Annotated in this window: 28 protein-coding genes; 13 read left to right on the top strand and 15 right to left on the bottom strand. The window is 72.1% G+C overall.

Features of this window, described 5'->3' with window-relative positions:
* Window positions 1–124 precede the first annotated feature (124 nt).
* Window positions 125–1,036: an SDR family oxidoreductase gene (locus ACFVJX_RS04605; RefSeq protein ID WP_384123791.1), complete on the top strand. Its 912-nt coding sequence runs from the start codon at window positions 125–127 to the stop codon at window positions 1,034–1,036.
* A 1-nt stretch (window position 1,037) separates the two neighbouring features.
* On the opposite strand, the gene ACFVJX_RS04600 is transcribed toward ACFVJX_RS04605, so the two are convergent.
* Together ACFVJX_RS04600 and ACFVJX_RS04595 are read right to left on the bottom strand one after the other, a co-directional pair.
* Entirely contained in the window at window positions 1,038–1,871 is an 834-nt protein-coding gene (locus ACFVJX_RS04600; protein ID WP_384123789.1) for an enoyl-CoA hydratase/isomerase family protein, read from the bottom strand.
* A gap of 94 nt (window positions 1,872–1,965) precedes the next feature.
* Window positions 1,966–2,697 (bottom strand): PIG-L deacetylase family protein, encoded by a 732-nt coding sequence (locus ACFVJX_RS04595; RefSeq protein ID WP_384123787.1) that lies wholly within the window; start codon window positions 2,695–2,697, stop codon window positions 1,966–1,968.
* A gap of 136 nt (window positions 2,698–2,833) precedes the next feature.
* On the opposite strand from ACFVJX_RS04595, the gene argG reads away from it, so the two are divergent.
* Both argG and ACFVJX_RS04585 read left to right on the top strand, forming a co-directional pair.
* The gene (argG, locus tag ACFVJX_RS04590; protein ID WP_384123785.1) at window positions 2,834–4,285 is read left to right on the top strand and encodes an argininosuccinate synthase; all 1,452 of its coding nucleotides are present in this window, start codon (window positions 2,834–2,836) and stop codon (window positions 4,283–4,285) included.
* 261 nt (window positions 4,286–4,546) lie between these two features.
* Window positions 4,547–5,119: a rhodanese-like domain-containing protein gene (locus ACFVJX_RS04585; RefSeq protein WP_384123783.1), complete on the top strand. Its 573-nt coding sequence runs from the start codon at window positions 4,547–4,549 to the stop codon at window positions 5,117–5,119.
* Between the two features lie 97 nt (window positions 5,120–5,216).
* Here ACFVJX_RS04585 and ACFVJX_RS04580 read toward each other — a convergent pair whose 3' ends face one another.
* Complete coding sequence (locus tag ACFVJX_RS04580; RefSeq protein WP_384123781.1) at window positions 5,217–6,035, bottom strand: class I SAM-dependent methyltransferase; 819 nt, start codon at window positions 6,033–6,035, stop codon at window positions 5,217–5,219.
* Between the two features lie 72 nt (window positions 6,036–6,107).
* On the opposite strand from ACFVJX_RS04580, the gene ACFVJX_RS04575 reads away from it, so the two are divergent.
* The gene (locus ACFVJX_RS04575) at window positions 6,108–6,716 is read left to right on the top strand and encodes a TetR/AcrR family transcriptional regulator (RefSeq protein ID WP_384123779.1); all 609 of its coding nucleotides are present in this window, start codon (window positions 6,108–6,110) and stop codon (window positions 6,714–6,716) included.
* A gap of 65 nt (window positions 6,717–6,781) precedes the next feature.
* On the opposite strand, the gene ACFVJX_RS04570 is transcribed toward ACFVJX_RS04575, so the two are convergent.
* A complete protein-coding gene (locus tag ACFVJX_RS04570; protein ID WP_384123777.1) occupies window positions 6,782–8,077 on the bottom strand; it encodes an alpha/beta fold hydrolase in 1,296 nt (431 codons plus the stop codon).
* Between the two features lie 105 nt (window positions 8,078–8,182).
* Between ACFVJX_RS04570 and ACFVJX_RS04565 the strand changes: the two genes are divergently transcribed.
* Window positions 8,183–9,346 carry an ABC transporter ATP-binding protein gene (locus ACFVJX_RS04565; protein WP_384123776.1) on the top strand — a complete coding sequence of 388 codons (1,164 nt, stop codon included), beginning with the start codon at window positions 8,183–8,185 and terminating at the stop codon, window positions 9,344–9,346.
* Window positions 9,347–9,373: 27 nt separating this feature from the next.
* Here the strand turns inward: ACFVJX_RS04565 and ACFVJX_RS04560 are convergent, their stop codons facing one another.
* The 6 genes from ACFVJX_RS04560 to ACFVJX_RS04535 form a co-directional block, all read right to left on the bottom strand.
* Window positions 9,374–10,522, bottom strand: coding sequence for a serine hydrolase domain-containing protein (locus tag ACFVJX_RS04560; RefSeq protein ID WP_384123774.1), 1,149 nt, complete (start codon window positions 10,520–10,522; stop codon window positions 9,374–9,376).
* Window positions 10,523–10,696: 174 nt separating this feature from the next.
* Window positions 10,697–11,647 carry an ABC transporter substrate-binding protein gene (locus ACFVJX_RS04555; RefSeq protein ID WP_384123772.1) on the bottom strand — a complete coding sequence of 317 codons (951 nt, stop codon included), beginning with the start codon at window positions 11,645–11,647 and terminating at the stop codon, window positions 10,697–10,699.
* Window positions 11,644–12,321, bottom strand: coding sequence for an ABC transporter permease (locus ACFVJX_RS04550; RefSeq protein ID WP_384123770.1), 678 nt, complete (start codon window positions 12,319–12,321; stop codon window positions 11,644–11,646). Before ACFVJX_RS04550 ends, ACFVJX_RS04555 begins: the two co-directional genes overlap by 4 nt.
* Complete coding sequence (locus ACFVJX_RS04545; protein ID WP_384123768.1) at window positions 12,318–12,995, bottom strand: ABC transporter permease; 678 nt, start codon at window positions 12,993–12,995, stop codon at window positions 12,318–12,320. The genes ACFVJX_RS04550 and ACFVJX_RS04545 overlap by 4 nt, the downstream gene beginning before the upstream one ends.
* 140 nt (window positions 12,996–13,135) lie before the next feature.
* Window positions 13,136–13,837 carry an alpha/beta fold hydrolase gene (locus tag ACFVJX_RS04540; RefSeq protein WP_384123766.1) on the bottom strand — a complete coding sequence of 234 codons (702 nt, stop codon included), beginning with the start codon at window positions 13,835–13,837 and terminating at the stop codon, window positions 13,136–13,138.
* A gap of 93 nt (window positions 13,838–13,930) precedes the next feature.
* The gene (locus ACFVJX_RS04535; protein WP_384123764.1) at window positions 13,931–14,563 is read right to left on the bottom strand and encodes a PadR family transcriptional regulator; all 633 of its coding nucleotides are present in this window, start codon (window positions 14,561–14,563) and stop codon (window positions 13,931–13,933) included.
* A gap of 70 nt (window positions 14,564–14,633) precedes the next feature.
* Here ACFVJX_RS04535 and ACFVJX_RS04530 point away from each other — a divergent pair, with 70 nt between their 5' ends.
* From ACFVJX_RS04530 to ACFVJX_RS04510, 5 genes are all read left to right on the top strand, one after another.
* On the top strand, window positions 14,634–15,026 hold the full coding sequence (locus ACFVJX_RS04530; RefSeq protein ID WP_384123762.1) for a nuclear transport factor 2 family protein: 393 nt from the start codon (window positions 14,634–14,636) through the stop codon (window positions 15,024–15,026).
* A 58-nt stretch (window positions 15,027–15,084) separates the two neighbouring features.
* Window positions 15,085–15,753, top strand: a complete 669-nt coding sequence (locus tag ACFVJX_RS04525; RefSeq protein WP_384123760.1) for a formylglycine-generating enzyme family protein — start codon at window positions 15,085–15,087, stop codon at window positions 15,751–15,753.
* 138 nt (window positions 15,754–15,891) lie between these two features.
* Entirely contained in the window at window positions 15,892–17,184 is a 1,293-nt protein-coding gene (locus ACFVJX_RS04520) for a phosphoribosyltransferase family protein (protein WP_384123758.1), read from the top strand.
* Between the two features lie 225 nt (window positions 17,185–17,409).
* Complete coding sequence (locus ACFVJX_RS04515) at window positions 17,410–18,474, top strand: tetratricopeptide repeat protein (RefSeq protein ID WP_384123756.1); 1,065 nt, start codon at window positions 17,410–17,412, stop codon at window positions 18,472–18,474.
* Window positions 18,471–19,520 carry a polyprenyl synthetase family protein gene (locus tag ACFVJX_RS04510; protein ID WP_384123754.1) on the top strand — a complete coding sequence of 350 codons (1,050 nt, stop codon included), beginning with the start codon at window positions 18,471–18,473 and terminating at the stop codon, window positions 19,518–19,520. The genes ACFVJX_RS04515 and ACFVJX_RS04510 overlap by 4 nt, the downstream gene beginning before the upstream one ends.
* A 63-nt stretch (window positions 19,521–19,583) precedes the next feature.
* On the opposite strand, the gene ACFVJX_RS04505 is transcribed toward ACFVJX_RS04510, so the two are convergent.
* Window positions 19,584–20,015, bottom strand: a complete 432-nt coding sequence (locus ACFVJX_RS04505) for a DUF2000 family protein (protein WP_384123752.1) — start codon at window positions 20,013–20,015, stop codon at window positions 19,584–19,586.
* 111 nt (window positions 20,016–20,126) lie between these two features.
* On the opposite strand from ACFVJX_RS04505, the gene ACFVJX_RS04500 reads away from it, so the two are divergent.
* Window positions 20,127–20,948, top strand: a complete 822-nt coding sequence (locus ACFVJX_RS04500; RefSeq protein ID WP_384123750.1) for a helix-turn-helix domain-containing protein — start codon at window positions 20,127–20,129, stop codon at window positions 20,946–20,948.
* Between the two features lie 3 nt (window positions 20,949–20,951).
* Here the strand turns inward: ACFVJX_RS04500 and ACFVJX_RS04495 are convergent, their stop codons facing one another.
* From ACFVJX_RS04495 to ACFVJX_RS04485, 3 genes are all read right to left on the bottom strand, one after another.
* A complete protein-coding gene (locus tag ACFVJX_RS04495; protein WP_384123748.1) occupies window positions 20,952–21,461 on the bottom strand; it encodes a DUF664 domain-containing protein in 510 nt (169 codons plus the stop codon).
* Window positions 21,462–21,515: 54 nt separating this feature from the next.
* Window positions 21,516–21,833, bottom strand: a complete 318-nt coding sequence (locus ACFVJX_RS04490; protein ID WP_384123746.1) for a YkvA family protein — start codon at window positions 21,831–21,833, stop codon at window positions 21,516–21,518.
* A gap of 74 nt (window positions 21,834–21,907) precedes the next feature.
* Window positions 21,908–22,162, bottom strand: a complete 255-nt coding sequence (locus ACFVJX_RS04485; RefSeq protein ID WP_384123744.1) for a WhiB family transcriptional regulator — start codon at window positions 22,160–22,162, stop codon at window positions 21,908–21,910.
* Window positions 22,163–22,373: 211 nt separating this feature from the next.
* Between ACFVJX_RS04485 and ACFVJX_RS04480 the strand changes: the two genes are divergently transcribed.
* Complete coding sequence (locus tag ACFVJX_RS04480) at window positions 22,374–24,428, top strand: SpoIIE family protein phosphatase (protein WP_384124061.1); 2,055 nt, start codon at window positions 22,374–22,376, stop codon at window positions 24,426–24,428.
* Window positions 24,429–24,476: 48 nt separating this feature from the next.
* On the opposite strand, the gene ACFVJX_RS04475 is transcribed toward ACFVJX_RS04480, so the two are convergent.
* Window positions 24,477–24,941: a hypothetical protein gene (locus ACFVJX_RS04475; protein ID WP_384136908.1), complete on the bottom strand. Its 465-nt coding sequence runs from the start codon at window positions 24,939–24,941 to the stop codon at window positions 24,477–24,479.
* 140 nt (window positions 24,942–25,081) lie between these two features.
* Here ACFVJX_RS04475 and ACFVJX_RS04470 point away from each other — a divergent pair, with 140 nt between their 5' ends.
* Window positions 25,082–26,017 carry a carbohydrate kinase family protein gene (locus tag ACFVJX_RS04470; protein ID WP_384136906.1) on the top strand — a complete coding sequence of 312 codons (936 nt, stop codon included), beginning with the start codon at window positions 25,082–25,084 and terminating at the stop codon, window positions 26,015–26,017.
* The last annotated feature ends 60 nt before the right edge of the window (window positions 26,018–26,077 follow it).

The following is a 26,077-nucleotide window of genomic DNA, read 5'->3' as shown; positions in this document are numbered from 1 at the left end:
CGCGCAACACAACAAGACCGAATTCAACATCCTGGCGCTTACATGTCAATGGTCTGGACAACATCACCGCGTGGACCTGGAGTTCTCTCGTCCGACGCGGTAGTTGTGCGCCATGACGGAGACGATGCGCACCCCCAAAACCGCCACCCCTCCCCCGCTCGGCGCCAGCGCGTTACCGCCCGGTACGTACGACGGGAGCGTGGTACTGGTGACCGGCGGCGGCTCGGGGCTCGGCAAGGCGACAGCGGCCGAGTTCGCCCGGCTGGGCGCCGGTCTGGTGCTCGTCGGCCGGAACGCCGGCCGGCTGGCCGCAGCCCGGGGCGAGCTCGCGGAACTGACCGGCGGCCGGGTCATGACCGTCGCCTGCGACATCCGCGACCCCGACCGGATCACCGAGGTGTTCGACGCGGCCGAGGCCGAACTGGGGCCGCCGGACGTGCTGATCAACAACGCGGCGGCCAACTTCCCCTCCCCCGCCGAAGACCTGTCGCCGAACGCCTGGCGGTCGGTCCTCGACATCACACTGACCGGCACGTGGTTCATGACCCGGGAGTTCGGGCGCCGCCACCTCGCGGCCGGGACGGCGGGCTCGATCGTGAACGTCGGGGCCACCTACGCCTGGACCGGTGGCCCCGGCCACGCCCATTCGGCCGCCGCGAAGGCCGGGGTGAAGAACCTGGTCGAGACTCTCGCCGTGGAGTGGGGTCCGTACGGGATCCGGATCAACGGGCTGGTGCCGGGGCTGATGCCGCACGAGGACATGAGCGCCGACATCCGCGGCAACCTGGACCGGGCAGGCGGGACGGAGCCCGCGCTCGACGCCCGCCAGCCGGCGCTGCGGGTCGGGCTGCCGCGGGAGCTGGGCTGGGCGGCGACATTCCTGGCCTCGCCCTACGCCGGGTTCATCACCGGCCACTCACTCGTGGTCGACGGGGCCAACTGGCAGCGGCGCGCGGTGGTTCCGCCGCCCGTGGTGCCCGTGCGCGAGCAGCTCGGACGCGGCCCGTTCGCACCGCCCGGACCCGGCGCGCGGTGAGTCAGCGGCCCTCGAAGCGCGGGGGCCGGCGGGCCGCCTTGGCGGCATAGCCCTCGGCGCAGTCCTGCGAGGTGAGGGTGAGGGCGGCGGCCAGAGCCGTACGGTCGAGCGCGTCCGTCATCCCGGCATCCGCGAAGACGTCGACCGACCGCTTGATGTGCCGCACGGCCAGCGGGGCGTTGGCCGCGACCGCGTCGGCCAGGGACCGTGCGGTGCGCTCCAGTTCACCGGCCGGCGTGACGCCCTGGAGCAGCCCGATCCGCTCGGCGGTCGCCGCGTCGATCCGGCGGCCGGTGAGCGCGAGGTACTTGGCCCAGCCGGCTCCCGCATCGCGGGCGATCCGCATGTCGCCGCCCGCGTCGACCGCGACGCCGATACCGGCCTCCGGCAGTGCGAACACGGCGTCATCGGCGGCGATCCGGATGTCGGCCATGAGCGCCAGCTCGAATCCGAACCCCAGGCAGTAGCCCTGGACCGCGGCGATCACCGGCTGCGGAAGCCCGGCGAACGCGGCGAAGCGCTCGTGTGCCCAGCGGATGCCCTCGTAGTAGCGGTGGGTGCGCTCGGACGGGGACCGCCCGGTGATGTCGCCGCCGGGCGCCGTGACGTCGATCCCGGCGCAGAAGGCCCGGCCCTCGCCGCGCAGCAGCACGACCCGTACCGAGTCGTCGAACCTGATCCGGTCCGCCATGATGCCGAGCTGCCTGCTGGACTCCCAGCTCCAGCCGTTGAGCCGATCGGGGCGGCAGAGGGTCAGCACACCCACGCCGTCCTCGATCCGGAGCGTGATCCGCTCCTCGCCGTCCCGGATGTCGTGGTCGAGGACATCGAGCAAGGCCGCCACCCCTCCGCTGGCTGACGCATCGTCAGCATCCCTTACGGGGGCCAGGGTACGGCGGGGCGCCCGGAGCGGCCAGGCCCGGTGCGGCTCAGCGGGTGAAGAGCTCGAAGGTGACGGCGGGCGTGCCGCCGAAGCGTTCGGCCGAGGCCGCGGCATTGCCGGCCAGGAAGGTACGGCAGTACTCCTCCGGGTCCTGGTCGGTGAGCACGTCGATGTACGTGCGGTGGGCCAGCAGCGACTGCACCGAACGCTCCATGCCCGGCGTCGCGTCGACGGCGTGCGTGGGCGTGGCCGATCCCGCGACGGCCACCCAGCGCACCCCGTCCCACGGTTCGAGCCCCTGCCCGGTCAGCTCCGGGAAGATCCAGCGGTTGCCCGCGTCGGCCGTCGCGTCCAGGGTCGCCCGGCCCACCGCACGGTGGTCGGGGGTGTTCCAGGCGACGCCGCCCCAGGTGTCCCGGTGGTTGAGCGTGACGATCAGCTCCGGCCGGTACCTGCGGATGGCTGCCGCGATGTCACGGCGCAGGGCCGGCCCGTACTCGATCACCCCGTCACGGTGGTCCAGGAACTCCACCCGGGACACCCCGACGACGGCCGCGCTCGCGCGCTGCTCCCGCTCGCGCAGCGGCGCGCACTCCTCGGGTGCGAGGGTGTCGATACCGGCCTCGCCGCGGGTGGCCAGGAGGTAGGTGACGTCCCGCCCGCCGTCGGTCCAGGCGGCGACGGCCGCAGCGCAGCCGTACTCCAGGTCGTCGGGATGCGCGACGACGGCGAGTGCGCGCCGCCAGTCCGTGGGCATGACTTCCAGCTGCTCGGTCATATCGGCAGGCTAGCGGGGCCGGACGGGCCCACCCGGGTGCCGCACACGAGGCCCGGCACGTTCACACGAACCGCCGGATCGCGGCGGCCCCGGGGCCGACTTTGCATGATCATGCGTAATGGCGCATACTCTTCCCATGTCTAAGGTTCTTACCTCCCTGCCGGCCGGCGAGCGCGTCGGCATCGCCTTCTCCGGCGGCCTCGACACCTCCGTCGCGGTCGCGTGGATGCGCGACAAGGGTGCCGTCCCGTGCACCTACACCGCCGACATCGGCCAGTACGACGAGCCCGACATCGCGTCGGTGCCCGGCCGCGCGTCGGCCTACGGCGCCGAGATCGCGCGTCTGGTCGACTGCCGTGCGGCGCTGGTGGAGGAGGGGCTGGCCGCGCTCACCTGCGGCGCGTTCCACATCCGCTCCGGCGGGCGGGCCTACTTCAACACCACACCGCTCGGGCGCGCCGTCACCGGCACCCTGCTGGTCCGGGCGATGCTCGAGGACAACGTCCAGATCTGGGGCGACGGCTCGACCTTCAAGGGCAACGACATCGAGCGGTTCTACCGCTACGGGCTGCTCGCCAACCCGCACCTGCGCATCTACAAGCCGTGGCTCGACGCGGACTTCGTCCACGAGCTGGGCGGCCGCAAGGAGATGTCGGAGTGGCTGCTCGCCCACGACCTCCCCTACCGCGACAGCACCGAGAAGGCGTACTCGACCGACGCCAACATCTGGGGCGCGACCCACGAGGCCAAGACCCTCGAGCACCTCGACACCGGCGTCGAGACCGTCGACCCGATCATGGGCGTGCGGTTCTGGGACCCCGAGGTCGAGATCGCCACCGAGGACGTCACGATCGGCTTCGACCAGGGCCGCCCGGTGACGATCAACGGCAAGGAGTTCGCCTCCGCCGTCGACCTGGTGATGGAGGCCAACGCCATCGGCGGCCGCCACGGCATGGGCATGTCCGACCAGATCGAGAACCGGGTCATCGAGGCCAAGAGCCGCGGCATCTACGAGGCCCCGGCCCTGGCGCTGCTGCACGCCGCGTACGAGCGGCTGGTCAACGCGATCCACAACGAGGACACCGTCGCGCAATACCACAACGAGGGCCGGCGCCTGGGCCGTCTCATGTACGAGGGCCGCTGGCTCGACCCGCAGGCGCTGATGATCCGGGAGTCCCTCCAGCGGTGGGTGGGCGCTGCGGTCACCGGAGAGGTGACGCTGCGGCTGCGGCGCGGCGAGGACTACTCGATCATGAACACCTCAGGCCCGGCGTTCAGCTACCACCCGGACAAGCTCTCCATGGAGCGCACCGACAACTCCGCGTTCGGCCCGGTGGACCGGATCGGCCAGCTGACCATGCGCAACCTGGACATCGCCGACTCCCGCGCCAAGCTGGAGCAGTACGCCGATCTCGGCATCGTCGGCAATACGCACGCGACGCTCATCGGCGCCGCCCAGGCGGCCTCGACGGGGCTGATCGGCGCGATGCCGCAGGGCGGCGCCGAGGTCATCGCCTCCCGCGACCGGGCCGAGGGCGACGACGACCAGATGCTCGACCGCGCCGCCATGGAGTTCGGCACGGACTGACCCGGGCCCGTTCCGGATCCGCCCGCCGGGCAGGGGTGCCTCACCGGTACCCCGCCGGGCGGGCGGAGTCGCTCCCCCGGAATTTTCGGCGCCCCGGGGCGTTCACCGACCCAGGGGGCCGAGGAGCGGTGCGAGATCACCGACCGCCGTGTCGGGCGCCGCACACCCGCCCGCGGATACCCCGACGGGTACCCTGGCCCGTCCGGGGCAGGAGAGACCGGAATCCTGCCCCACCCCGGTGAACGAAAGGAAAAACTGCTCGTGACCAGCCCTGTATCCCTCTCACCAGCCCAGGCCGCGGCCCGTCTCACGGAGTTCACCGTCATCGATGTGCGGGCCCCGGGCGAATACGCCTCCGGACACGTTCCCGGCGCCCTGAACATTCCGCTCGACCGTCTCTCGGAAGCGGTTCCCGCCCTCAAGTCCGCGTCGGCGCGCGGCGCCCTGCTCGTCGTCTGCGCCTCCGGGGTGCGCTCCACCCGGGCCTGCGACATCCTCTCGGCCGCCGACATCGACGCCGCGACACTGACCGGCGGCACCTCCGCCTGGGAGGGCGAGGGCCACGGCCTGGACCGTCCCGCCGGGGGCCGGGCGACCTGGCCGATGGAGCGGCAGGTGCGGCTCGCCGCCGGTTCGCTGGTGGTGGCCGGACTGCTCGTGGGAGTCCGCCACCCGGCCGCACGCTGGCTGTCCGCCGGCATCGGCACGGGTCTCGTCTTCTCCGCGGTGACCAACACCTGCGGCATGGCAGCCGTCCTGTCCAAGCTCCCCTACAACCAGGACCCGCGCGCCGCCGCCAACCTCGACGCGACGCTGGACGCCCTCCAGAGCTGACCGCTGCCGGGCGGCTCCCGGAAGGAGCCGAGCCAAGTCCGCACGCGGAAGGAGCCGGACGCACACGGGGTGCGTCCGGCTCCTTCCGCATCGGGGATCAAGGAGTGCCGACGCGGACGGCACTGGTCGCCAGAGTGGTGTACAGCATGGTGAATCGGCCCCCCAGGGCGTCAATCGCCTCCCCCACCGCGCTCAGGATCCCGGCCAGCTGATCGGAACCGAGCCGGGTGAGGCCGCCGGTGGTGGGCAGCAGGTCCAGCCACTGATCGCGGGTACATGACTGTTCCCAGTCGAATCGCCACTGCTCCGGTTCGTGGAACAGCCCCGTCTCGCGGATCCTTTCGGCGACCTGTTCGTATCCCGCCCGGTACGCCTCCAGTGGACGTCGAGCCGGCTGCCTGCTGAACGGCGAGTCGGGCGCCACCCGCCGGAAAGCCGCGGAGAAGGGCTCGGCCACCTCCGCGGGCGGCTCGAATACGTGCCCGAAGATCGCCAGGCGCCCGTCCGGACGCAGCACCCGAGCCGCCTTCGCAGCTCCTTGGGCCGGATCCACCCAGTGCCACGACTGGGCGGCGGTCAACGCGTCGAACGTTCGACCGGCCGGCTCCCAGTCCTCGAAGGTCGCCACCTCGACCCGCAGCCCGCGGGCCCGCGCGAGAGAGGCCATCCGAGCATCCGGCTCGACGCCGAGCACGGTGCAGCCGGCGGCCTGGAACTGGCGGGCCGCGATACCCGTGCCGCAGCCGATGTCGAGCACGTCGGGCCCCGGGCTCCCGGTGACGATCCGAGCCACCAAGCCGTCCGGGTAGCCGGGCCGGGCCCGGTCGTAGCGCTGTGCGTCCGTGCCGAACGATTCAGCTGTCCGCCGAGCCTGGTGCGGCGACGGTTCCGGTTGCTCCCGCGGTAGAGTGGGCATGCGTTCACCTTAGTGGGCAAGCGCCCACTCGGCAACGTATTCCAGGAGTCCGCCCTACGAGAGGATCTGTGAGTGCCGACCGGTGTGCACCTTCGCGACGCGCGGCAGCAACTGTTCGACGCCGCCGAACGCGTGCTGCTGCGTGACGGCCCGAGCGAACTGACCAGCCGGGCCGTCACCGACGAGGCGGGCTGCGCGAAAGGCGTGCTGCACCGGCACTTCACGGACTTCGACGCCTTCCTCACCGACCTGGTGCTCGACCGGGCCGCACAGCTCGACGGACCGGCGCGTTCGCTGCGGGAGGCCGTCGGCACGGGCACCGTGGCCGACAACCTCACCGTCGCTCTGACCACCCTGTTCGGGCCGGTTCCGGTGGCGATCATCCCGCTGATCACCTTCCGGGACGAACTGCGCGCCCGGCTGCGGGACGCCAGGCCCGGGGGCGGTCTCGCGATCCTCACCCAGATCACGGCCGCGGTCTCCGCCTACCTGGCCGATGAGCGTGACATGGGGCGCATCGCGGCCGGCACCGACATCGACTCGTTGACCCTCTCCCTGGTCGGCGGCGGGCATCTGCTGTTCGCGGACCGCGACCCGGACCCGCCGGCCACGGCCACCGTCGACAAGCTCGTGACCACGGCGCTTGCGGGCGTCCTGCCGAAACGGCCCGGCCGGGCCTGACGTGCGGTTGGCACAGCGCCGCCCGCAGCGGGTGACGCTGTGTCCGGTGTTCCCCGGCCCCCGGCTCAGACCTCGCCGCGGACCAGGGCGAGCAGCCGGTCCAGCACCCTCGGGCCTCCGGCACGCAGCCCGTCGTGCTCGAACTCGTCGGTCACCCAGGTGCGAAGGCCGCGGATCGACGCGGCGGTGCGCAGGGCGTGGGCGGTGTCCACGTACATGTCGTCGTGGTAGACGGCGGCGGCGACCGGTACCTCGTTGGCCGCCAGGCGCTCGGCGTCGTACAGCGGCTCCCAGTCGCCTCGGGTGGCGAGCAGTTCGGCCGTCTCGCGCAGCGGCCGAAGAGCCGGGTCCACCTCGAAGTGCCAGGGGTGGATGCTCTCACCGGTGAAGAGGACCGGGCCGTCCCCCTGGAGGGCGGTCACCGCGTCGAACTGCGGGAACTCGGCACGCACCCGCTCGGCCGCCCAGCCGGTGGGGCGTTCGTCCTGGCCGTAGATCGCCTCGTGCAGAAGCGCGTACAGGGGATGCCCGGCGAACGAAACCGCCGTACGCATGGCCTCCTGGAACGTGTCCGAGAGCTCGGTGCCGTGCGGGGTGCGGACGAAGGCGTTCTCCAGCAGGTAGTGGAGCTGATGGCTGCCCGAGCCACCGCCCAGCAGGATGCCCAGTGACTGGAAGCCCTCGGGCGTCAGCCGGTGTCCGGCGCTCTCCGGGCGGTGCTCCGCGAGGTGAGCGGTGATCTCCCGGGCGCGCTCGACGTCCTGCGGGTAGCGGGCGTAGTGCGCGGCGACCTTGCGCTCGATCCTCGGGTACGCGGCGCGGTAGACGTCGTCGGGGTGGGCGTCGAGCGAGGGCAGGCCACCGGTGATCAGGACGGTGCTGAGTCCCTGCGGCGCGGCGGAGAGGTAGCGGACGGCGCAGAAGCCGCCGAAGGACTGGCCGAGGACCGTCCAGGGCTCGCCGCCGGTCAGCTGCGGGCGGATCAGCTCGCAGTCGCGCACGATGCTGTCCGAGCGGAAGTGCGCGAGGTAGTCGGCCTGCTCGCGCGGACCGCCGCGCAGCGGCAGCGTCTGCCGGTTGGCCGGGGTGGACAGTCCGGTGCCGCGCTGGTCCAGGAGCAGCACCCGGAACTCCCGCACCGCCCGACCGAGCCAGGCCTCCGCGCCGGTGAAGCGCCGGGCGCCGAAGCCGGGTCCGCCCTCCAGGTACAGCAGCCACGGCAGCTGTTCGCCCTCCCGGGAGGCGGCCACCACCTCTCGGCCGAAGATCTCGATCTGCTCACCGCCGGGGTCGGTGTGATCGAGCGGCACGGTGAAATGGCGGTCCGTGAGGACGAGGCCGGGCTGACGGTAGCTGTTCAAGGGTGCTCCTGAATCCGATTCTCCACGGACAGTTCAGCACACCTCCGTGACCCGTACAGTCCCGGCCCGTGTGCGGTGGGACCGGCTGGCTCCTAACGTGCAGTCATGATCCGGTTCGAGCAGGTCGGCAAGGTCTATCCGGACGGCACGACGGCGGTCCACGATCTGTCCTTCGAGGTCGCCGAGGGGGAACTGGTAACCCTGGTAGGGCCGTCCGGCTGCGGCAAGACGACCACGATGATGATGGTCAACCGGCTGATCGAGCCGACGTCGGGACGGATCCTGGTCGACGGCAAGGACATCTCGACTGTCGACCCGGTACGGCTGCGCCGCGGGATCGGCTACGTCATCCAGCAGGTCGGACTCTTCCCGCACCGGACGGTCCTCGACAACACCGCCACCGTCCCCGCCCTGGTCGGCTGGAAGCGGTCCAGGGCGCGGGAGCGCGCGGCCGAGCTGCTGGACCTGGTGGGTCTCGACCCGGCGACGTACGGCTCGCGGTATCCCGCCCAGCTCTCCGGCGGGCAGCGCCAGCGCGTCGGCGTGGCGCGGGCCCTGGCCGCCGATCCGCCGGTGCTGCTGATGGACGAGCCGTTCGGCGCGGTGGACCCGGTGGTACGCGAGCGGCTGCAGAACGAGTTCCTGAGCCTGCAGGCCACGGTCAGGAAGACCGTGCTGATGGTCACCCATGACATCGAGGAGGCGGTGCGCATGGGCGACCGGATCGCGGTCTACGGGGAGGGGCGCATCGAGCAGTTCGACAGCCCGGGGGCGGTGCTCGGCTCCCCGGCGACCCCCTACGTGGCGCGGTTCGTCGGGGCCGACCGAGGGCTCAAACGGCTGTCGGTCACGACGATCGAACCGGAGGACCTGGAGGAGCCGCCGGTCGCCTGGCTGGATGAGCAGGCCCCGGTGGTGGCCGCCCGGCTGGGCGCCGCAGGCTCACGGTGGGCCGTCGTACTGAACGGCGGCGGAGAACTGCACGGCTGGGTGGCGGCGGACGCGCTGCGGATCGCCGGGGAGCACGGCACGGTGGGCGAACTCGCCCGCCGGATGGACGCGTGGGTACCGGTCGGCGCGCCGCTGAAGCAGGCGTTCAGCGAGATGCTCCAGCACGACGCCGGATGGGTGGCGGTGCTGGACGGCGCTCGGTTCCTCGGCGTACTGACTCCGGCCAAGCTCCACGAGGCCCTGCGCCGCTCGGTGGACGCGGACGCGCAGGGTGTCGGGCGCGACGAGGTCGACTTCGACTCGGTGGCGGATGCCTGACGCCTGCCGGACGCCCTGATCCGGGTCTCAGACGCTCGCAGCGTACCGCCAGAAGTCCCCCATCAGCACGGGCGGTGTGGGGCCGGTCATCCCCACCTGGCTGAGCAGGACGGCGACGGTACCGGTGGCCGGGACGAGGTGGGCCGTCGTCCCGGTGCCGCCGACCCAGCCGTAGCGCCCGGGCACGTTCCACGGGTCGAGCCTCTCGACGTCGACCGAGCCGCCGAACCCCCAGCCCTGGCCCTCGGTGAACAGTCCGCTGGCGGCGCGCTGTTGCGGTGTCAGGTGATCGGTCGTCATCTGCCGCACCGATTCCGGCGTCAGCAGACTGCGGCTGCCCACGGCCCCCTCGTCGAGCAGCATCCTGGCGAAGGCGTACCAGTCGTCCACGGTCGAGACGAGCCCCCCGGCACCGGACGGGAAGTCCGGCATACGGCTCCACTGACCATCGGGAGCGTCCACCTGCTGGAGCTTCCCCTCCGTACCGGGCCGGTAGTAGTGGGTGAACCGGCCGATGCGGTCAGCCGGCACGGCGAACCCGGTGTCGGTCATGCCGAGCGGCTCGAACAGCCGCTCCGCCATGAACTCCGGCAACGGCTGTCCCGAGACCCTGGCGATCAGCACGCCCAGGATGTCGGAACAGGTGTTGTACAGCCACGCCTCCCCCGGCTGGTGAAGCATCGGGATACGGGACAGGGCCGCCATCCAGGCATCCGGGGCCGCGGCGCCCTGCGGCTCCGGCGTCCCCTGGTTCAACTCGTCGAACAGGGGCGCGACGGCGGGCAGCGAGAAGTCGGACGGGAATCCGTACCCGGCGCGGAAGGTGAGCAGGTCGAGCAGGGTGATCGGCCGGGCGGCCGGCACCACGTCGTCGACCGGGCCGTCCGGGGTACGCACGACCATCGGTGCCGCCAGTTCCGGCAGCCACGGCCCGACCGGGTCGGCCAGGGCGATCCGGCCGTCCTCGATCAGCAGCATGGCCGCCGCGGCGGTGAGGGGTTTGGTGATCGAGGCGATCCGGAAGAGGGAGTCCCGGGCCATCGGCGTGCCCCCGCCGACGTCGGCGTTCCCGACCGCCTGCACGTCCACCCGGTTTCCACGGGCCACCAGGCCCACGGCTCCCGGCACCGATCCGTCACGCACGTGCTCCTCGAGTACTTCGCGCAGGGTGCTCATCGCTCCGCCTTCTCAGCTGTGGGGTTCACAGGATGATGACTCCGGCGGCGGCCCGGACTCATCGGACCGCGCCGCCCGGCCCGGCGCGCTCACCCCCCGCGCGCCGGCCGCGCGGCAGTGGGGCCCAGGCCGGTGCCGCGCCCCGCCGGACGGACGCGGTGCGGCACCGGCCGGTCAGCCGGGGATGAGGCCCTTGGACCGCAGGTAGGTGCGGGCCACGTCCTCGGGGAGCCGCCGCCAGCTGTCCACCTGCTCGTTCAGCCGGGCCAGGTCCGCGGTGGTCAGTACGGTGTTCAACTTGCCCAGGGCCTTGCGCACGCCTTCGCTGCCGGCCCGGGCCCTGTTGACGACGGGGACGAGGTAGTCGGCGTTCTGCAGATGCTTGTCGTCGGCGAGCAGCACGAGCCCGAAGTCGTCCAGCGTGGCGTCGGTGGTCGTGGTCAGCACCATCTGGTCCCGTCCGCTCTGGACGGCCTGCTTGGCCTGGGTGGTGCCGACGCCCTTGGGGTCGACGGCGGTGATGTCGATCCCGTACGTCTTCTTCAGCCCCGGTGCGCAGTAGGGACGCTGCACGCACTCGTCACCCGCCGCCAGCCGGACGGGCAGCCCCGACTTCCCCAGATCGCTCAGCGATTTCAGATGGTGTTTCCTCGCGTAGGCGGAGGTGACCGCGAAGGCGTTCTGGTCGACGGCACGGCCGGGGTCCAGGACGGTGAGGCCGCGCGGTGCGGCCAGGGCGCGCAGGGCCTTCATGGTGGTGCCGAGGTCCGGCGAGCCGACCGGGGCGGCGTCGGCACCGTTCTTCTTGGCGTTCAGCCAGTCGGCGAAGGTGGCGGCGTACTCCGGCACGACGTCGATCTGTCCGCTCTCCAGCGCCGGTTCGTAGATCTCCCGGTTGGTGACGGAGATGACCTTCGTGGAATAACCGGCCCGGTCGAGCAGCAGGGCGTACATCTGGGCCAGCAGATCGCTCTCCGTGAATCCGGCCGAGCCGATCGTCAGATGCCTGCTGTCGCCGGGCGGAGCGGTGACCTCGCCCTGGTTCTCCAGCGCGGGCCCCGTGGTGCAGGCGGTCACCGGAAGCAGGCACAGCAGGATCGCGGAGACCGTGTGGCGGGCCCTCATCCGGCGTTCCCGTCGCGCACCCAGTCGGGCGCGATCCGCTGCGCCACTTCGAAGAGCCCCTCGACGATCAGCGCGAACACCGCGACCAGCACCGCCCCGGCGACCACCTGCGCGGTGGAGGCGAGATTGAAGCCGGCGGTGATGATCCGGCCCAGGCCGCCGCCGCCGGCCAGTGCGGCGATGGTGGCGGTGGCGACGAGTTGCACGGCCGCGATCCGGACGCCGGTGAGGATGAGCGGCAGGGCGAGCGGCACCTCGACCTGGAACAGCAGCTGCCGGCCCGTCATGCCCATGCCCCGGGCGGCCCGTACGACGTCCTGGTCGACCTCCCGCATGCCGACGTAGGCGTTGGTGAGCAGCGGCGGTACGGCGAACAGGACGAGGGCGACGATGGTCGGCCCCTCCCCGTACCGTCCGACCGGGGTGAGCAGGAGCAGTACCAGGACGGCGAAGGTGGGGACGGCCCGGCCGACGTTGGAGATGTTCACGGCGAGGGCGCCGCCCCTGCCGAGGTGGCCGAGGACCAGTGCCACGGGCAGCGCGATGAGGCAGCTGATGAGCAGGCAGACGACTGTGAGGTAGAGGTGCTGGCCGAGACGGGCCCAGATGCCGTCGTCGCCGTACCAGTGCGCGGAGGTGGTGAGCCAGGACCAGGCGTCGCCGAGTGTGTTCACGACTGCCTCCGCGTCCAGGGGGTCAGCAGGCGTTGCACCAGGAGGAGCAGGAGGTCGGCTGCGACGGCGATGACGACGCAGAGCACCGAGGCGGTGAGCACCTGGGCCTTGAAGTAGGTGTTCATCCCGGAGTAGATGAGGTTGCCGAGTCCGCCGTAGCCGACGATCGCTCCGATGGTGACCAGGGAGACCGCGGAGACGGTGGCGATGCGCAGGCCCGCCATCGCGGCGGGCAGGGCGAGCGGCAGCTCCACGGCGACCAGCAGCCGTACGGGTCCGTATCCCATGCCGCGAGCCGCCTGCCGGGTCTCTTCCGGTACGGCTCGGAGTCCGGCCAGGATGTTCCGCACCAGGAGCGTGAGGGAGTACAGGACGAGGCCCGCGACGACGAGCGCGGCGGAGAGCCCGTACACCGGCAGCAGCAGCGAGAACATGGCGAGCGACGGCACGGTGTAGAGGATGGTGGTCACCCCGAGCACCGGGCCGGCCGCCCAGCGCCAACGGCGGGCGGCGAGGGCCAGCGGGAGCGCGAGGACCAGGCCGATGAGCACCGCGATGACGGTCAGCTGGAGATGCTGGAGTACGGCGTCCCAGAGGATGTGCCGACGGCTGGTCAGGTAGGCGCCGCAGATCCATTCGTTGCGCGCGAGGCAGTCGTCCGGGGGCGCGGTCACCTTCCCATTGCAGCCCGGGACACCGCTCGGGCGCGCGCCCTGATCGGCTGTTCGAGGGAGCCGGCCCGCGCAGGGCAGCCGCTCGGCACCGGCAACCGGTTGTCCCCGGACACGTGCCGGCCCGTGCGGGCCGGTGCGGATCAGGGCTGTGCGGCGGCCCCGGTCAGAACCCGGACCAGCTCCTCCGGCTGGGAGAACATCGGCCAGTGCCCGGTCTTCATGGTGACCAGCTCCCAGCCCTCCTCGGCCAGCAGCGCGGCGACGTCGTCGCTCGGTTCGGGGTCGTCGAGCAGGCATTTGATGTAAGTGGCCGGGAGGTTGCCGAGCGGGCGGCTCAGCACGGCACGGTCGCGCAGTGAGGCCCCGGGGTGCGGCGTCGAGCCGGCCACGATCCGCGCGATCTGTTCGTCGGTGAGCCCCTGGCCCTCGAAATCGGCCGCGGCCAAGGGCGCCCAGGAGCCGCCGTTGCCCGCGAGTTCGGCCTCCAGGGCCGCCGGGCCCTGCCACCAGGTGGAGACGAAGGACTCCCCGTCCGCCGGGATGCTGGCGTCCACGAACACGACGCGGGTCAGTCGGTCACCGATTCGCTGGGCGGCCTGACCGACCGGGATGCCCGAGTAGCTGTGTCCGACCAGCACGACATCGCGCAGGCCGAGGCGCTCCACCTCGTCCACGATGTCCGCCACATGGGTCTGCCGGCCGACCGGCAGCCCCTGCTTCTCACCGACGCCGGTCAGCGTCACCGGGTGCGCGCCGTGCCCGGCCGCGCGCAGCCCCGGCATCACCTCGTCCCACGCCGACGCTCCCAGCCACGCACCCGCCACCAACACGAATTCAGTCATGGGAAGAAGCTAACCGAGAGGTCTGACAATGCCGTTCACCAGCGGCGCGACAGTGTTCCCGGGGCCGGGCCCGGCGGCGGGGCAGGCACCTCCTCAGCCCGGCGGCCGGCCCGGCGCTGCGGCTTCCGCTCGGTGCCCGGCGGACCGCGGGTCCGTGGGGGTGCCTGCCGCCGAGGCCGCGCGCCGGTCCAGGATCTCCAGCACCCTCTCGCCCCAGCGCAGGTTCTCCTCCTCGAAGGACCGTCCGCGCATCAGCGTCAGATAGGGGCCGATGCGCCCGGCCTCCGCCACGAAGGTCTCCTCGTCGCGGCCGTCCAGCAGGCGGTCCCTGAGCCGTTCGTAACGGGCGATCTTGGCGCGCGCCCACTCCATGCGTTCCTCGACCGAGGCACGTACCGCCTCCGCGTCACCGCCGTCCAGGGCCTGGGTCATGACGAGGAGCTCGTCACGGATGGCGGTGGGGCGGGGCGGCCGGGCGGTGAACGCGCCCAGCGATTCGTGGCCCGCCTCCGTGAGCGTGAACACCCTCTTGTTGGGCCTGCGCTGCTGCTCGACCACGCGCGCCTCGATCAGTCCGCTCCCGGCCAGCCGGTCCAGCTCGCGGTAGAGCTGCTGCGGTGTGGCGGACCAGAAGTCCGCCACCGAGACGTCGAAGACCTTGGCCAGGTCGTAGCCGGAGGCCTCACCTTCCAGCAGCGCCGCGAGGACCGCGTACTTGAGAGACATCTGGACAGGCTAGCAGCGATGTGATTAATCTCTTCCACACCTATTAAACAAATTGACTATGGAGTGGCACATGCACCCCTTCCGCAAGGCCGTCGAGGCGCACGAGCTCGACTCGGTCGAGGCGCTGCTGGCCGAGGACGTCGTCTTCACCAGTCCGGTCGCGTTCAAGCCCTACTCCGGCAGGCCCATCACCGCGGCGATCCTGCGCGCGGTCTCCGAGGTGTTCACGGACTTCCGGTACGTCCGGGAGATGACGAGCGAGGACGGTCGCGACCACGCTCTCGTGTTCACCGCGAAGGTGGGCGACCGGGAGATCAGCGGCTGCGACTTCCTGCACATGAACGAGGCGGGCGAGATCGACGACCTGATGGTGATGGTCCGGCCCCTCTCCGGAGCGCAGGCACTGGCGGCCGCCATGGGCGCCCGGTTCGACTCGATCACCCAAGAGGCGTCGGCGGGCTGACCGCGGCCGGTCGCGGACGTCCGGCCCCGGTGAACGGAGTTGATACGATCGCCGCCCTATGGACACAGTCACGGACATCCGGATGATCACCGTCCCAGCGGGCCCGGTCACCCTGTCGGACCGGCGTACGCAACGCAGTTGGACGGTGGAGCTCACTCCGTACCGGCTCGCGGCGTCCACGGTGACCCAGGACCTGTACGCGCGGGTCACCGGCGAGCACCCGTCGACCGCGCAGGGCGACCGGCTGCCCGTCGAGGGCGTTTCCTGGCTGGACGCCGTCCGGTTCTGCAACGCGCTTTCGCTGCGGGCCGGGCTGACCCCCGCCTACATCCACACCGACGTCGAAGGCGTCGGCTGGGACACGGCCGCCGACGGGTACCGGCTGCCCACCGAGGCGGAGTGGGAACACGCCTGCCGCGCCGGCACGACGGGCGCGCGCTACGGGGAACTCGACGACATCGCCTGGCATCGCGGCAACTCGCAGGAGCGGATCCATGAGGTGGGCGGGCGGCGACCCAACGCGTGGGGGCTGTACGACACCCTGGGCAACGTGTGGGAGTGGTGCTGGGACGTCTACGACGCCGAGGTCTACGGCAGCTACCGGGTGCTGCGCGGCGGCGGCTGGTTCGACGAGCGCTGGAGCTGCCGGGCCTCGGTGCGGCGCCGCAGCCACCCGACGTTCCGGATCGACGACACGGGGTTCCGGGTGGCGCGTTCCGTTCTCTGACCAGCCGTGCGGAGCTCCTCGCCGACGCTCCGGCGGGATGGCCGCCACCGTCGGCTTGCGGGCCGCCGGCGGATGGGGTTCATTCGAGGCAGGTGTGCAGGTGACTGACTTCCCTCTCCCGGTCTGGGGTGAATCCCCGTGCACTTCTCCGACCGCGCCGACGCGGGACAACGGCTCGCCGACGCCCTGCGCCCCTTGGCGAAAAGCGATCCCGTCGTGCTGGGCCTGCCCCGCGGCGGTGTCCCGGTGGCCTTCCGGGTAGCCCAGGAGCTCGGTGCACCGCTCGATGTGATCGTGGTCCGCAAGCTCGGCGTTCCGCACCACCCGGAGCTGGGCTTCGGTGCCATCGGCGAGGGCGGGGTGCGGGTCATCAGCGAGGACATCATGCACCGCAGCCGGACGTCGGATGCGGATCTCGCCGCTGTCGAGCGGGCCGAGACGGCCGAGCTCCTGCGGCGGGCCCGGGCCTTCCGCGGCGACCGGCCGCGCATTTCGCTGGACGGGCGCACGGTGGTCATCGTGGACGACGGCATCGCCACCGGCGCTACCGCGCTGGCCGCGTGCGAGGTGGCACGGGCGCAGGGTGCGGCACACGTCGCCCTGGCCGTGCCGGTGGCCGCCCCGGACGCCGCCGAGCGGCTGCGCGGCCGGGTGGACGAGTTGGTGTGCCTGTCCACGCCGACGCGCTTCTCAGCGGTGGGCGAGTGGTACCGGGGGTTCGGCCAGACCCCGGACGAGGAGGTCGTCGCGCTGCTGACCCGGGCCGCGGACCGGGCCGCCGCGCGGCCCGCCGTCGAGGTGGGCGTGGAGGCGGGCGGTGTCGTACTGCCGGGCGAGCTCACCCGGCCCGGCCCCCGCGGGGCTCTCGTGATGTTCGCCCACGGCTCCGGCAGCAGCCGGCACAGCCCGCGCAACCGCTCGGTGGCGGCGGCCCTGCAACGGGCGGGCCTGGGCACCCTGCTCTTCGACCTGCTCACACCGGCCGAGGAGGCGGACCGCGCCAACGTCTTCGACATCGGGACCCTGGCCGAGCGACTGGTGGACGCCACCGGCTGGCTGCACCGCCGGGAGTCCGTTCCCGTCGGCGTTTTCGGCGCGAGCACGGGGGCCGCGGCCGCGCTGCGGGCGGCGGCCGCACTGGGAGCCGATCGCGACACCGGGATCGGCGCGGTGGTCTCCCGGGGCGGCCGGCCCGATCTCGCGGGCCCCCTCCTCGGGGACGTCAGGTCGCCGACACTGCTGATCGTGGGCGGCGACGACCCCCGCGTCCTGGAGCTGAACCAGCAGGCGCAGGTGGAGCTGCGCTGCGAGAACCGGCTCGATGTGGTGACCGGCGCGACGCACCTGTTCGAGGAGCCGGGCGCACTGGACGAGGTCGCCGCGCTGGCCCGGGAGTGGTTCACCGCGCATCTGGCGGTCCGGTCCGGCTGATCCGCGAACCGCGTCCGGCGCCGGTTCACGCATCGACGGCGATCGCGAAGCAACCCTGGGCGCGCATCCGCCGTCTTGATCCACAGCAAGGCGGTACGCCGCACACGACAAGCCTCGTCCGACCCCCCATGAGCGCACGGGCCAGAGCACCGGGCGACTATGCACTGAATGTATACATCATGCGCATAGTCGATGTGCCGGCCCGTCCGCCCGCGAAAGGCTCCCATGCACAGCAAAGCACTGGCGCCCGAGTACCAAGGCGCCCTCACCAAGATGTCCGTGAACGCCTCCCTCACCGACGTACTGGCCGAGGGGGAACGCCACTTGAGGGCCGCCGAACTCTCCGGCTCCCAGCAGGAGGTGGCCCGTACCGGACTCGCGGTGGCCGAGGCACACCGAAGGCTGGGGCATGTGCGGGAGGCCGACCGTGCCTGGAAGGCCAGCTACCGGGCCGCCAGGTCGGCCGAGGACACCGGGGCGATGGCATGGGCACTGTGGAGCGGCGGCACGCTCGCCCGCCAGCGGGGCGCGCTGCGCCTCGCCTTCCGCCTGCTGGGCCTTGCGGCCGACCTCGGCAAGAAGGGCGGCGACGTGGTCGCCCGCGGCTATTCGCTCGCCGGGCTCGCGGAGACCGGGCGCATACAGGGCGACTACCGGACCGTGGCGGCACTGCACGAGCAGCTGCTCGCCGAGGCGCGCACCCGTGGCGAGGCACGCCACACCGTCTGGGCCCTGGAGGGCATCGCCCAGATCCACCGCAACACCGGTTCGTTCGACACCGCCCTGGAGATGTTCGAGGAAGCGGCGCAACTGGCCGGGGACGCGGACGACCGGCGCGGCCGGGCCTGGGCGCTGCGCGGCATGGCCGACATCATCTCCGTACGGGACAACGACCCGGAGCGCGCACTCGCCCTGCTGGCGGAGGCGGAAGTCACCTGCCGCGCGATGAACCTGTCCAGCGCCCTCGCCTACAACCACAAGATGCGCGCCAACGTGCTCTACCGTGCCGGGCGGTACGAGGAGGCGCGGGAGGTCTACCAGGAGGCGCTGGGGGAATTCCGCGAGATGACGGAACCCCGCGGTGAGGCGCTGGCCACGCTCGGTCTGGTGAAGTCACTGGCCCGGCTCGGCCGCGACCGTGCGGAGACCGCCACGGAGCTGGACGGGCTGCGGGTCACACTCGACCGGATCGGGCTGCTCAACGCCCGGGACATGGTCGACAAGGCCTACGCGGAACTCGGTGTGGCACCGGCCGGTGACGCGGTGTCCGGGGAAGCCGGCCGCCGATGACGCCCCCGGTGACGCAGCAGACCACAGCGCCGGAGATACTCGCCCGCTGCCGCGCTCTCGTCCGTCCGGCTCTGGGCCGTGCCGTGCGGCAGCTGCATCCGTGGCACGCCGAGATCACCGCGTTCTCGCTCGGCTGGGAGGGGCCCGACGGGCGAGCCGTCCCCGGCGCGCAGGGCAAGGGGGTCCGGCAGGCTCTCACCGTGCTCGCCGCCGAGGCGGTCGGCGCGCCTGGGCAGAGCGCGGTCCGCGGCGCCGTGGCGGTCGAGCTGATCCACACGTTCTCCCTGCTCCACGACGACATCATGGACGGCGACGAGACCCGCAGGCAGCGCGCCACCGCCTGGAAGGCGTACGGGACCGGACCCGCCGTCCTGGCGGGTGACGCGCTCTTCGCGCTGGCCGTGCAGGTACTGGCCGATGCCCCCGGCACGCACTGCGCACCGGCGGTGCGGCTGCTGGCCGGGACGCTCAACGATCTGGTCCGCGGTCAGGCGGACGACCTGCTCTTCGAGACCCGGCCGTGGACCGGGCCCGATGCGGTGCAGCCGCACGAGTACCGGCTGATGGCCGAGCACAAGACGGGCGCGCTGCTGGGCTGCGCCGCCGGTCTCGGTTCCGTGCTGGGCGGGGCGGGGCGGACGGAGACCGACGCCCTCACCGCCGCGGGACGCCATCTCGGGGTGGCCTTCCAGGCCATGGACGACGTGCTCGGAATCTGGGGCGATCCGGAGGTCACCGGAAAGCCGGTGCACAGCGATCTTCGCCGGCACAAGAAGACGTACCCCGTCCTGACCGCTCTCGCCGCGGGCGACCGGGCGGCGCTGCGGCTGGGCGCGCTCCTGCGTTCCGGCGAGGAGCTCGACGACGGAACGGCCAGGCGCGCGGCCGCTCTCGTCGAGGAGGCCGGCGGGCGCTCGGCCACGGTGGCCGAGGCCCACCGGCACCTGGAGAGCGCCCGCGCCTGTCTGGACAGCGTCTCGCTGGCGCCGGACGCCGTCGGGGAACTCCTCGCGCTCCTGCCGTACTTCGTGGAACGCACGGTGTGACACGGCCGGCCAAGGGCCCGGTGTCATCGGGCCCCGCCCACGCCGGTCCGTCGGCGAGGACGTTCAGGAGTGCATGGACGCACCCTTGAGGATCTTGTCCACGGCGTTGCGGGGACCGTGCACCGCCAGCCCGACCAGGTCCATGTCAGCCCGCGGCACCGCCCGCACGGCGGCCCGGTTGTCCCGGTCGTTGCCCGTCGTGAAGAGGTCGGAGGTGAACACCGACAGGGTCACGCCCCGGCTGACCGCACGGGTGTGCGCCGTCGTGAGCATCTCCTTCCCTCCTTCGAGGACCAGGACCGGCTGCCGGAACATCGGCAGGTAGGGGGTGCCGTCCGCGTCGGCGTACGGTTCGCCGACCAGCTCGGGCACCGCCGTTCCGAGGCCGCTGACCAGGAACGCCGTGACGTTCAATCGCTGCCAGGTCTGCAGGTCGTCCCGGAGCAGGACGGCGATCTTGGTGTCGAAGCGGACGGGGGCTGTTTCGTCTGTCATGGCTCCGAGCCTGCACGGCCCTCCCCCGGGCCGTCTTGTACGAACTTTGCGTGCCGGCGGCGGGTACCCGACCGGAGCCGGCCGACCGGCCGCCGGGCGTACGATCGGCTCATGGCAGCTCGTCCGGACATCACCGCGTGGTGCCCGCCCGTGGAGGGGATCGAAGAGGTCTTCCACGCCCACTTCATCGATCACTCCTACCCCATGCACACCCACGAGGCCTGGACGCTGCTCATCGTGGACGAGGGCATGGTCCGCTACGACCTGGACCACCACGAGCACGGAGTGCTCACCCACGTGGTGACGCTCCTGCCCCCGCACGTGCCGCACAACGGCGGGGCCGCGACGGCCGAGGGCTTCCGCAAACGCGTCCTCTACCTCAGCACCGAGCAGGTCGACGAGGAACTGATCGGCATGGCGGTCGACAGCCCCGTGCTGCACGATCCGGCGCTGCGCCGCCGGATCGACCGGCTCCACACGACGCTCGCCGAACCGGGCGACGAGCTGGAGGCGGCCAGCCGGCTCGCCCTGGTCGCCGAGCGGCTCGACCGGCATCTGCGCGACCGGCTGGAGCCCGTCCGGTACGTACACGACCGCAGGGTCGCGCACCGGCTGCGTGATCTCCTGGACGAACGGTTCGTGGAGGGGGTCACGCTCCAGGAGGCGGCCCTGCGGCTGCATGCCCATCACACCCACCTGGTGCGGGCCTTCAGCCGGGAGTTCGGGATGGCGCCGCACCAGTACGTGACGGGGCGCCGTGTCGACCTGGCCCGCCGGCTGCTCCTCCAGGGGCTGCCGGCACCCGATGTGGCGGCGTCCGCCGGCTTCTACGACCAGTCCCATCTGGCGCGCCACTTCAAGCGCGTCGTGGGCACCAGCCCCGGGCGCTACGCACGCGGCCGGGGGCCCCTCGCGGTGCCCGGCGCCCGATGACGGCTACCGGCGTTCCAGCGAACCGCGTACGAAGGCCGCCTGCCCGACGTGCTGGAGATCGTCCGACAGCACGCTGAGCAGCCGTACACCCAGGGTGACCGGCGGCGACCAGGCCTCGTCCACGACACGGTCCAGCGCCTTGCCGTCGAGACCCTGGAGGAAGCCGATGGTCTGGAGGTGCACGGCGTCGTAGTAGCCGAGCAGCAGCTCGGCGGAGCCCACCTGTACGGCCGCGACCTGCTTGCTGCTCTGCCCGTAGCCGGTGGCGTCCTCGGCGAAGGGCAGGTCGAAGCGGGCGGCCCAGTCCTGGGTGAACCAGACCTGCTGGATGCCGGCGGCGTCCGCGATGTGGTCGTCCTGGACCCGGGTCAGATGCCATACGAGCCAGGCGATCGAGTTCGCGCCCGCGTCGAGGCGGGCGTGGAGGTCGTCGGGTTCCAGGCCCTCGACGGTCGAGTGCACTGTCTCCCGGATGCGGGTGAATCCATCCACCAGAATATCTGCGACGTTCATGTCATCACCATGCCGCTCGCCTGCCCCGGCCCGCCGACGACACGCCCCCGGGGGCTACGGCACGAGGTGTGCGGCCTCGGTGGGCCGTTCCGTGCGCCCACCGACCCCGGCGGCCCGCGCGGCGGCGTGCAGGGAGCGCAGCGCCAGCATCAGGAAGCCGATGTCGTCGAGGTACACGGGGTCCGGCAGCAGGTCGACGGGCGAGACGGTGTAGATCACCGCTGCCCAGACCAGTGCCTTGTTGTGCAGTGGGATTCCGGCGTCGACCAGCAGCTTCCTGGCGCGGAACACCCGCACCAGAAGGACGCCGGCGATGCCCACGGTGAGCAGCACGAGAACCGCGCCGATGACGATCCAGGCCGATGTGTCCATGCCTCATCGTGTACCCGTCTGCGGCGCAATCACCACGTGGAGGGGCCGCCAGTGGTGTGACAACGGCCTCGTCGTCATCCGTGGTCCTTGGCCCGCCTGCGGCTGCGGCGCTTCAGGGCGCGCCGCTCGGTCTCCCCGAGGCCGCCCCACACACCCGAGTCCTGGCCGTTCTCCAGGGCCCAGTGCAGGCACTCCTGCCGTACGGGGCAGCCGTGGCACACCGCCTTGGCGTCCTCGGCCTGTACGAGCGCGGGGCCGGTGGTCCCGATGGGGAAGAAGAGGTCCGGATCCTCGTCGCGGCATGCCGCGTGCTCGCGCCAGTTCAGCACGGGGTCTCACTCCTTACGTTCGTGTGCGTGTGGTCGGATCGGTACGCTGCGGGTGACCGCCCTGAGGCTTGTGAAACCCCCTGCGGCAGGATCTCCGGGTCCGCAGGAGCTGCGGGAGCGGTGGCTCCGGGGCGACCATGGGAGACAGCGAACCTTGCGTCCGGGCACGGTGACGGCATGGGAAGGATGGCCCGTGGGCGGCACTGACGACATGCGGACCGGCTGGGGCGACGCACTCCCGGCGGATGTGCGCCGTCCCGGGGGCAATCTCGTGGACGTACTGGGGACGGCCGCGATGGTGCTGGACACCGAGGGCCGCATCGCGCTGTGGAGCCCGCAGGCCGAGCGGCTGCTGGGCTACACGCCACAGGAGGCGCTGGGCCGCTTCGCGGCCCGCATCCTGATCGACGAGGAACACTTCGATCTGGTGCTGCGGCTGTTCTCCCGGGTGATGAGCAGCGGCGAGGCCTGGGCCGGGAGCTTCCCCGTACGGTGCAAGGACGGCACCAGCAGGCTGCTGGAGTTCCGCAACATGCGGCTCCAGGACGACCGCGGCGACTTCTACGCCCTCGGGCTGGCCACGGACGGGGCGACGCTGCGGCAGGTGGAGCGCGATCTGGCGCTGTCCGTGCGGCTGGTCGACCAGTCCCCGATCGGGCTGGCCGTCCTGGGCAGCGACCTGCGGTATCTGGCGGCCAACCCGGCGCTGGAGCGGATGGACGGGCTCAGTTCGGCCGAGCATCTGGGCCGCCGGGTCGGGGAGACGCTGCCGTTCCTGGACGCCGACGTGGTCGAGGCGGCGATGCGCGAGGTCCTGAAGAGCGGCGTGCCACAGGTGGGTCATCAGGTGGAAGGCCGTACGGCGGCCGATCCGGACACCGACCGGGCCTGGTCCATGTCGCTGTACCGGCTGGACGACTCCGGGGGCCAGGTTCTGGGGCTCGCCGTATCGCTGATCGACGTGACCGACCACCAGCGGGCCGCGGCGGAGGCCGAGCGTGCCAGGCACCGGCTGGCGCTGATCGCGGACGCCTCGGTGCGGATCGGCACCACTCTGGACCTGGAGCAGACCGCGAGGGAGCTGGCCGAGGTCACGGTGCCCGAGCTCGCCGACGTCGCGGCCGTCGACGTGCTGGACAGCGTCCTGAAGGGGCGTCCCAGCCGGACCGAGGGCCCGGCCCTCATCCAGGCCCTGGCCGTCGTCGCCGCACGGCCCACGCCGGTCGTGGAGGCGGCCGACCCACCGGGCCACGCGGCCCAGTACGGCGCGGACCGGCTGATCACCCGGTGTGTGCGCACGGCCAAGCCGGTCCGGGAGTCCTATCTCGACGCGGAGAAGCTGTCACGCATCGCCCGCGACAGCCACTCGGCGGGGCTGCTCGCCGAGGCCGGTGCGCACTCCTACCTGGCGGTGCCGCTGATCGCCCGGGGCGAGGTGCTGGGCGCCCTCGACCTCATACGGACGGACAATCCGCTCCCGTTCACCGAGGACGACGAGGTGCTCGCCTGCGAGCTGGCCGCGCGCGCGGCGGTCTGCATCGACAATGCCCGGCTGTTCCGGCAGCAGCGGGAGACCGCGCTCGCCCTCCAGCGCAGCATGCTGCCGCACAACCACCACGATCCGGTGGGTCTGGAGGTGGCGTCCCGCTACCGGCCGGCCGCGTCCCGGTACGAGGTCGGTGGTGACTGGTTCGATGTCATCCCGGTGCGGGACGGCGGGACCGCTCTGGTGGTCGGCGATGTCATGGGCAGCGGTATCAACGCGGCCGGCACGATGGGGCGGCTGCGCACCGCCACCCAGACCCTGTCCAGGATCGGCCTGCGCCCCGCCGAGGTGCTGCAACACCTCGACGAGATCACCGCCGACCTGGACCCGTGGTTCGCCACCTGTGTGTACGCCGTGTACGACCCGGCCGGGAACACCTGCCGGGTGAGTACCGCCGGGCACCTGCCGCCGGTGCTGATCCCGGCGGGGGGCCCGCCGCGGCTGGTCGATCTGCCGGCCGGGGCGCCGCTCGGTGTGGGCGGTGTGCCGTTCAGCGACGTCACGGTCGACCTCGGGCCGGGTGACCGGCTCGTCCTGTACACGGACGGTCTGGTCGAGACCCGGGACGAGGACATCGACACGCGGCTGGAGGCTCTGCTGGGGCTGCTCCGCCAGCCGGATCCGTCGCTGGAGGCGTCCTGCGACCGGCTGCTGCACGAGCTCAGGGACCCCAGCCACCACGACGACGTGGCGCTGCTGATGGCCCGGGTGCGGAGCTGACGCCGGGCGGTGGCACGGGTCCCGCGCCACCGCCCGGCGTCAGGTGGTTCAGCGGCAGCACCCGCGGCGCCGGCCGCGACGGCGGGCCGGCTTGCCGATGCGGTGCGAGCCCGCACCGAGGAAGCCGAGCCCGATGCCGAACATCCAGGCGTCCTTGGCCAGCGGGACACCGGCCTGGCTCGGGCGCACGCTGCCCGGCTCCCGCATTCCCGGAACCCGCAGGTACAGGCCGAGCAGCCCGCCGGAGAACCCGGTCAGTGCCAGTCCGGCGAGCCTGGTCGGCACGAAGGGGACGAGCAGGGTGCCACCGACCGCGATCTCGGACCAGGCGAGCAGTCGGGTGAACCGCTCCGCCTCGATCTTCTCCAGGAACGGGTAGGCGGTGCAGGCCATGCCGTGCAGCGACTGCGCGGTCTCCTCGTCGGCCTTGAGCTTGCCGAGGCCGGAGTTGAGGATGAACGCGCCGGTGGCGAGGCGCGGAGGGATGTCACGCGGTTCGAGCACAGAAAGCATCGGAAAGCCTCCACAGATCAGGTTCCAAGGCCCCCGACCGATGATAGTCAGCGGGCGGCCGGGCCGCTCGCAGAGAATGGCCGTCGGCGACGTCACGGGGCGGCGATACTGGGTCGCGGCGGGACTGGAGAGGCGGCACAGTGAACCGACAACAAACCGAATACGACGTCCTGGTGGTCGGCGGCAGCGGAGTGGACACGATCGTCCGCGTCGACACGCTGCCGGTCCCGCTCGCCGACTCGGTCATGGTCGGCCCGATCGAGGAGTGGCCCGGCCACACCGGGGCCAACGTGGCCCTCGGCGCAAGGGCGCTCGGTCTGGGCGCGGCCCTGCTCGACTGCATCGGCGACGACCGGACGGGCAGCCTGGTACGCGAGCGGCTGGCCGAGGGAGATGTGGAGTTCCATCCGCTGATCTCCGCGGCGGGCACCCGTCGCGCGGTGAACCTGGTGGACGCGAAGGGCCGGCGGATGTCGTTCTACGACGCCCGCGATCCGGAGGATCTGCGGATGCCGCAGGAGTTCTATCTGCCCCGGCTGCGGCGCACCCGCCACGTCCACCTGTCCATCATGAACTTCACGCGCTTCCTCTTCGACGACATCGAGGCCCTCGGCGTCCCCGTCTCCACCGATCTGCACGACTGGGACGGACTGAGCGAGCACCAGAGGGAGTTCGCCCTGCGCTCCGATCTCGTCTTCCTCAGCGCGGCAGCGACGGGTGAGCGCGCGCCCGCGCTGATGCGCCGCATCCTGGACGAGGGCCGTGCGGAGACGGTGGTCGCCACGGCGGGCGTCGAAGGTTCCTACGTGCTCACCCGCGACGGCGGCCCCGACCCGCACCACGTCCCGGCGACCGTCCCGCCCGCACCGGTGGTGGACTCCAACGGCGCGGGCGACGCGTTCGTCACCGGGTTCCTGTACGGGCGGCTGGACGGCCGGGACGTCCGAGCCTGCGCCCGGCTGGGGGCGGTGGCGGGTGCCTACGCCTGCACGGCCCCCGGTTCGACCGCCCTGATCGGCCGCGAGGCCCTGCTGGCGGCGGAGACCGGCGGTTCCCGGAGCATGGTCCAGAAGTAGCGCCGTCCGCCCTCGGGGCAGGCGGGACTACCGAACGCGCCCTGGAGGCGCCCGTGCATC

Origin of the sequence: Streptomyces sp. NPDC127177 (genome assembly GCF_042672475.1) — a bacterium.
Taxonomy (GTDB): domain Bacteria; phylum Actinomycetota; class Actinomycetes; order Streptomycetales; family Streptomycetaceae; genus Streptomyces.
This window is presented reverse-complemented; position numbering and strand designations above follow the sequence as displayed.

Bases quoted from the DNA above. Each gene is read 5' to 3' on its own strand.
- ACFVJX_RS04605 (WP_384123791.1), top strand. From the start codon at position 125: ATGCGCACCCCCAAAACCGCCACCCCTCCCCCGCTCGGCGCCAGCGCG.
- ACFVJX_RS04595 (WP_384123787.1), bottom strand. From the start codon at position 2,697: ATGACCGAGCAGCTGGAAGTCATGCCCACGGACTGGCGGCGCGCACTC.
- argG (WP_384123785.1), top strand. From the start codon at position 2,834: ATGTCTAAGGTTCTTACCTCCCTGCCGGCCGGCGAGCGCGTCGGCATC.
- ACFVJX_RS04580 (WP_384123781.1), bottom strand. From the start codon at position 6,035: ATGCCCACTCTACCGCGGGAGCAACCGGAACCGTCGCCGCACCAGGCT.
- ACFVJX_RS04565 (WP_384123776.1), top strand. From the start codon at position 8,183: ATGATCCGGTTCGAGCAGGTCGGCAAGGTCTATCCGGACGGCACGACG.
- ACFVJX_RS04560 (WP_384123774.1), bottom strand. From the start codon at position 10,522: ATGAGCACCCTGCGCGAAGTACTCGAGGAGCACGTGCGTGACGGATCG.
- ACFVJX_RS04555 (WP_384123772.1), bottom strand. From the start codon at position 11,647: ATGAGGGCCCGCCACACGGTCTCCGCGATCCTGCTGTGCCTGCTTCCG.
- ACFVJX_RS04540 (WP_384123766.1), bottom strand. From the start codon at position 13,837: ATGACTGAATTCGTGTTGGTGGCGGGTGCGTGGCTGGGAGCGTCGGCG.
- ACFVJX_RS04535 (WP_384123764.1), bottom strand. From the start codon at position 14,563: ATGTCTCTCAAGTACGCGGTCCTCGCGGCGCTGCTGGAAGGTGAGGCC.
- ACFVJX_RS04530 (WP_384123762.1), top strand. From the start codon at position 14,634: ATGCACCCCTTCCGCAAGGCCGTCGAGGCGCACGAGCTCGACTCGGTC.
- ACFVJX_RS04525 (WP_384123760.1), top strand. From the start codon at position 15,085: ATGGACACAGTCACGGACATCCGGATGATCACCGTCCCAGCGGGCCCG.
- ACFVJX_RS04515 (WP_384123756.1), top strand. From the start codon at position 17,410: ATGCACAGCAAAGCACTGGCGCCCGAGTACCAAGGCGCCCTCACCAAG.
- ACFVJX_RS04510 (WP_384123754.1), top strand. From the start codon at position 18,471: ATGACGCCCCCGGTGACGCAGCAGACCACAGCGCCGGAGATACTCGCC.
- ACFVJX_RS04505 (WP_384123752.1), bottom strand. From the start codon at position 20,015: ATGACAGACGAAACAGCCCCCGTCCGCTTCGACACCAAGATCGCCGTC.
- ACFVJX_RS04500 (WP_384123750.1), top strand. From the start codon at position 20,127: ATGGCAGCTCGTCCGGACATCACCGCGTGGTGCCCGCCCGTGGAGGGG.
- ACFVJX_RS04495 (WP_384123748.1), bottom strand. From the start codon at position 21,461: ATGAACGTCGCAGATATTCTGGTGGATGGATTCACCCGCATCCGGGAG.
- ACFVJX_RS04490 (WP_384123746.1), bottom strand. From the start codon at position 21,833: ATGGACACATCGGCCTGGATCGTCATCGGCGCGGTTCTCGTGCTGCTC.
- ACFVJX_RS04480 (WP_384124061.1), top strand. From the start codon at position 22,374: ATGCGGACCGGCTGGGGCGACGCACTCCCGGCGGATGTGCGCCGTCCC.
- ACFVJX_RS04475 (WP_384136908.1), bottom strand. From the start codon at position 24,941: ATGCTTTCTGTGCTCGAACCGCGTGACATCCCTCCGCGCCTCGCCACC.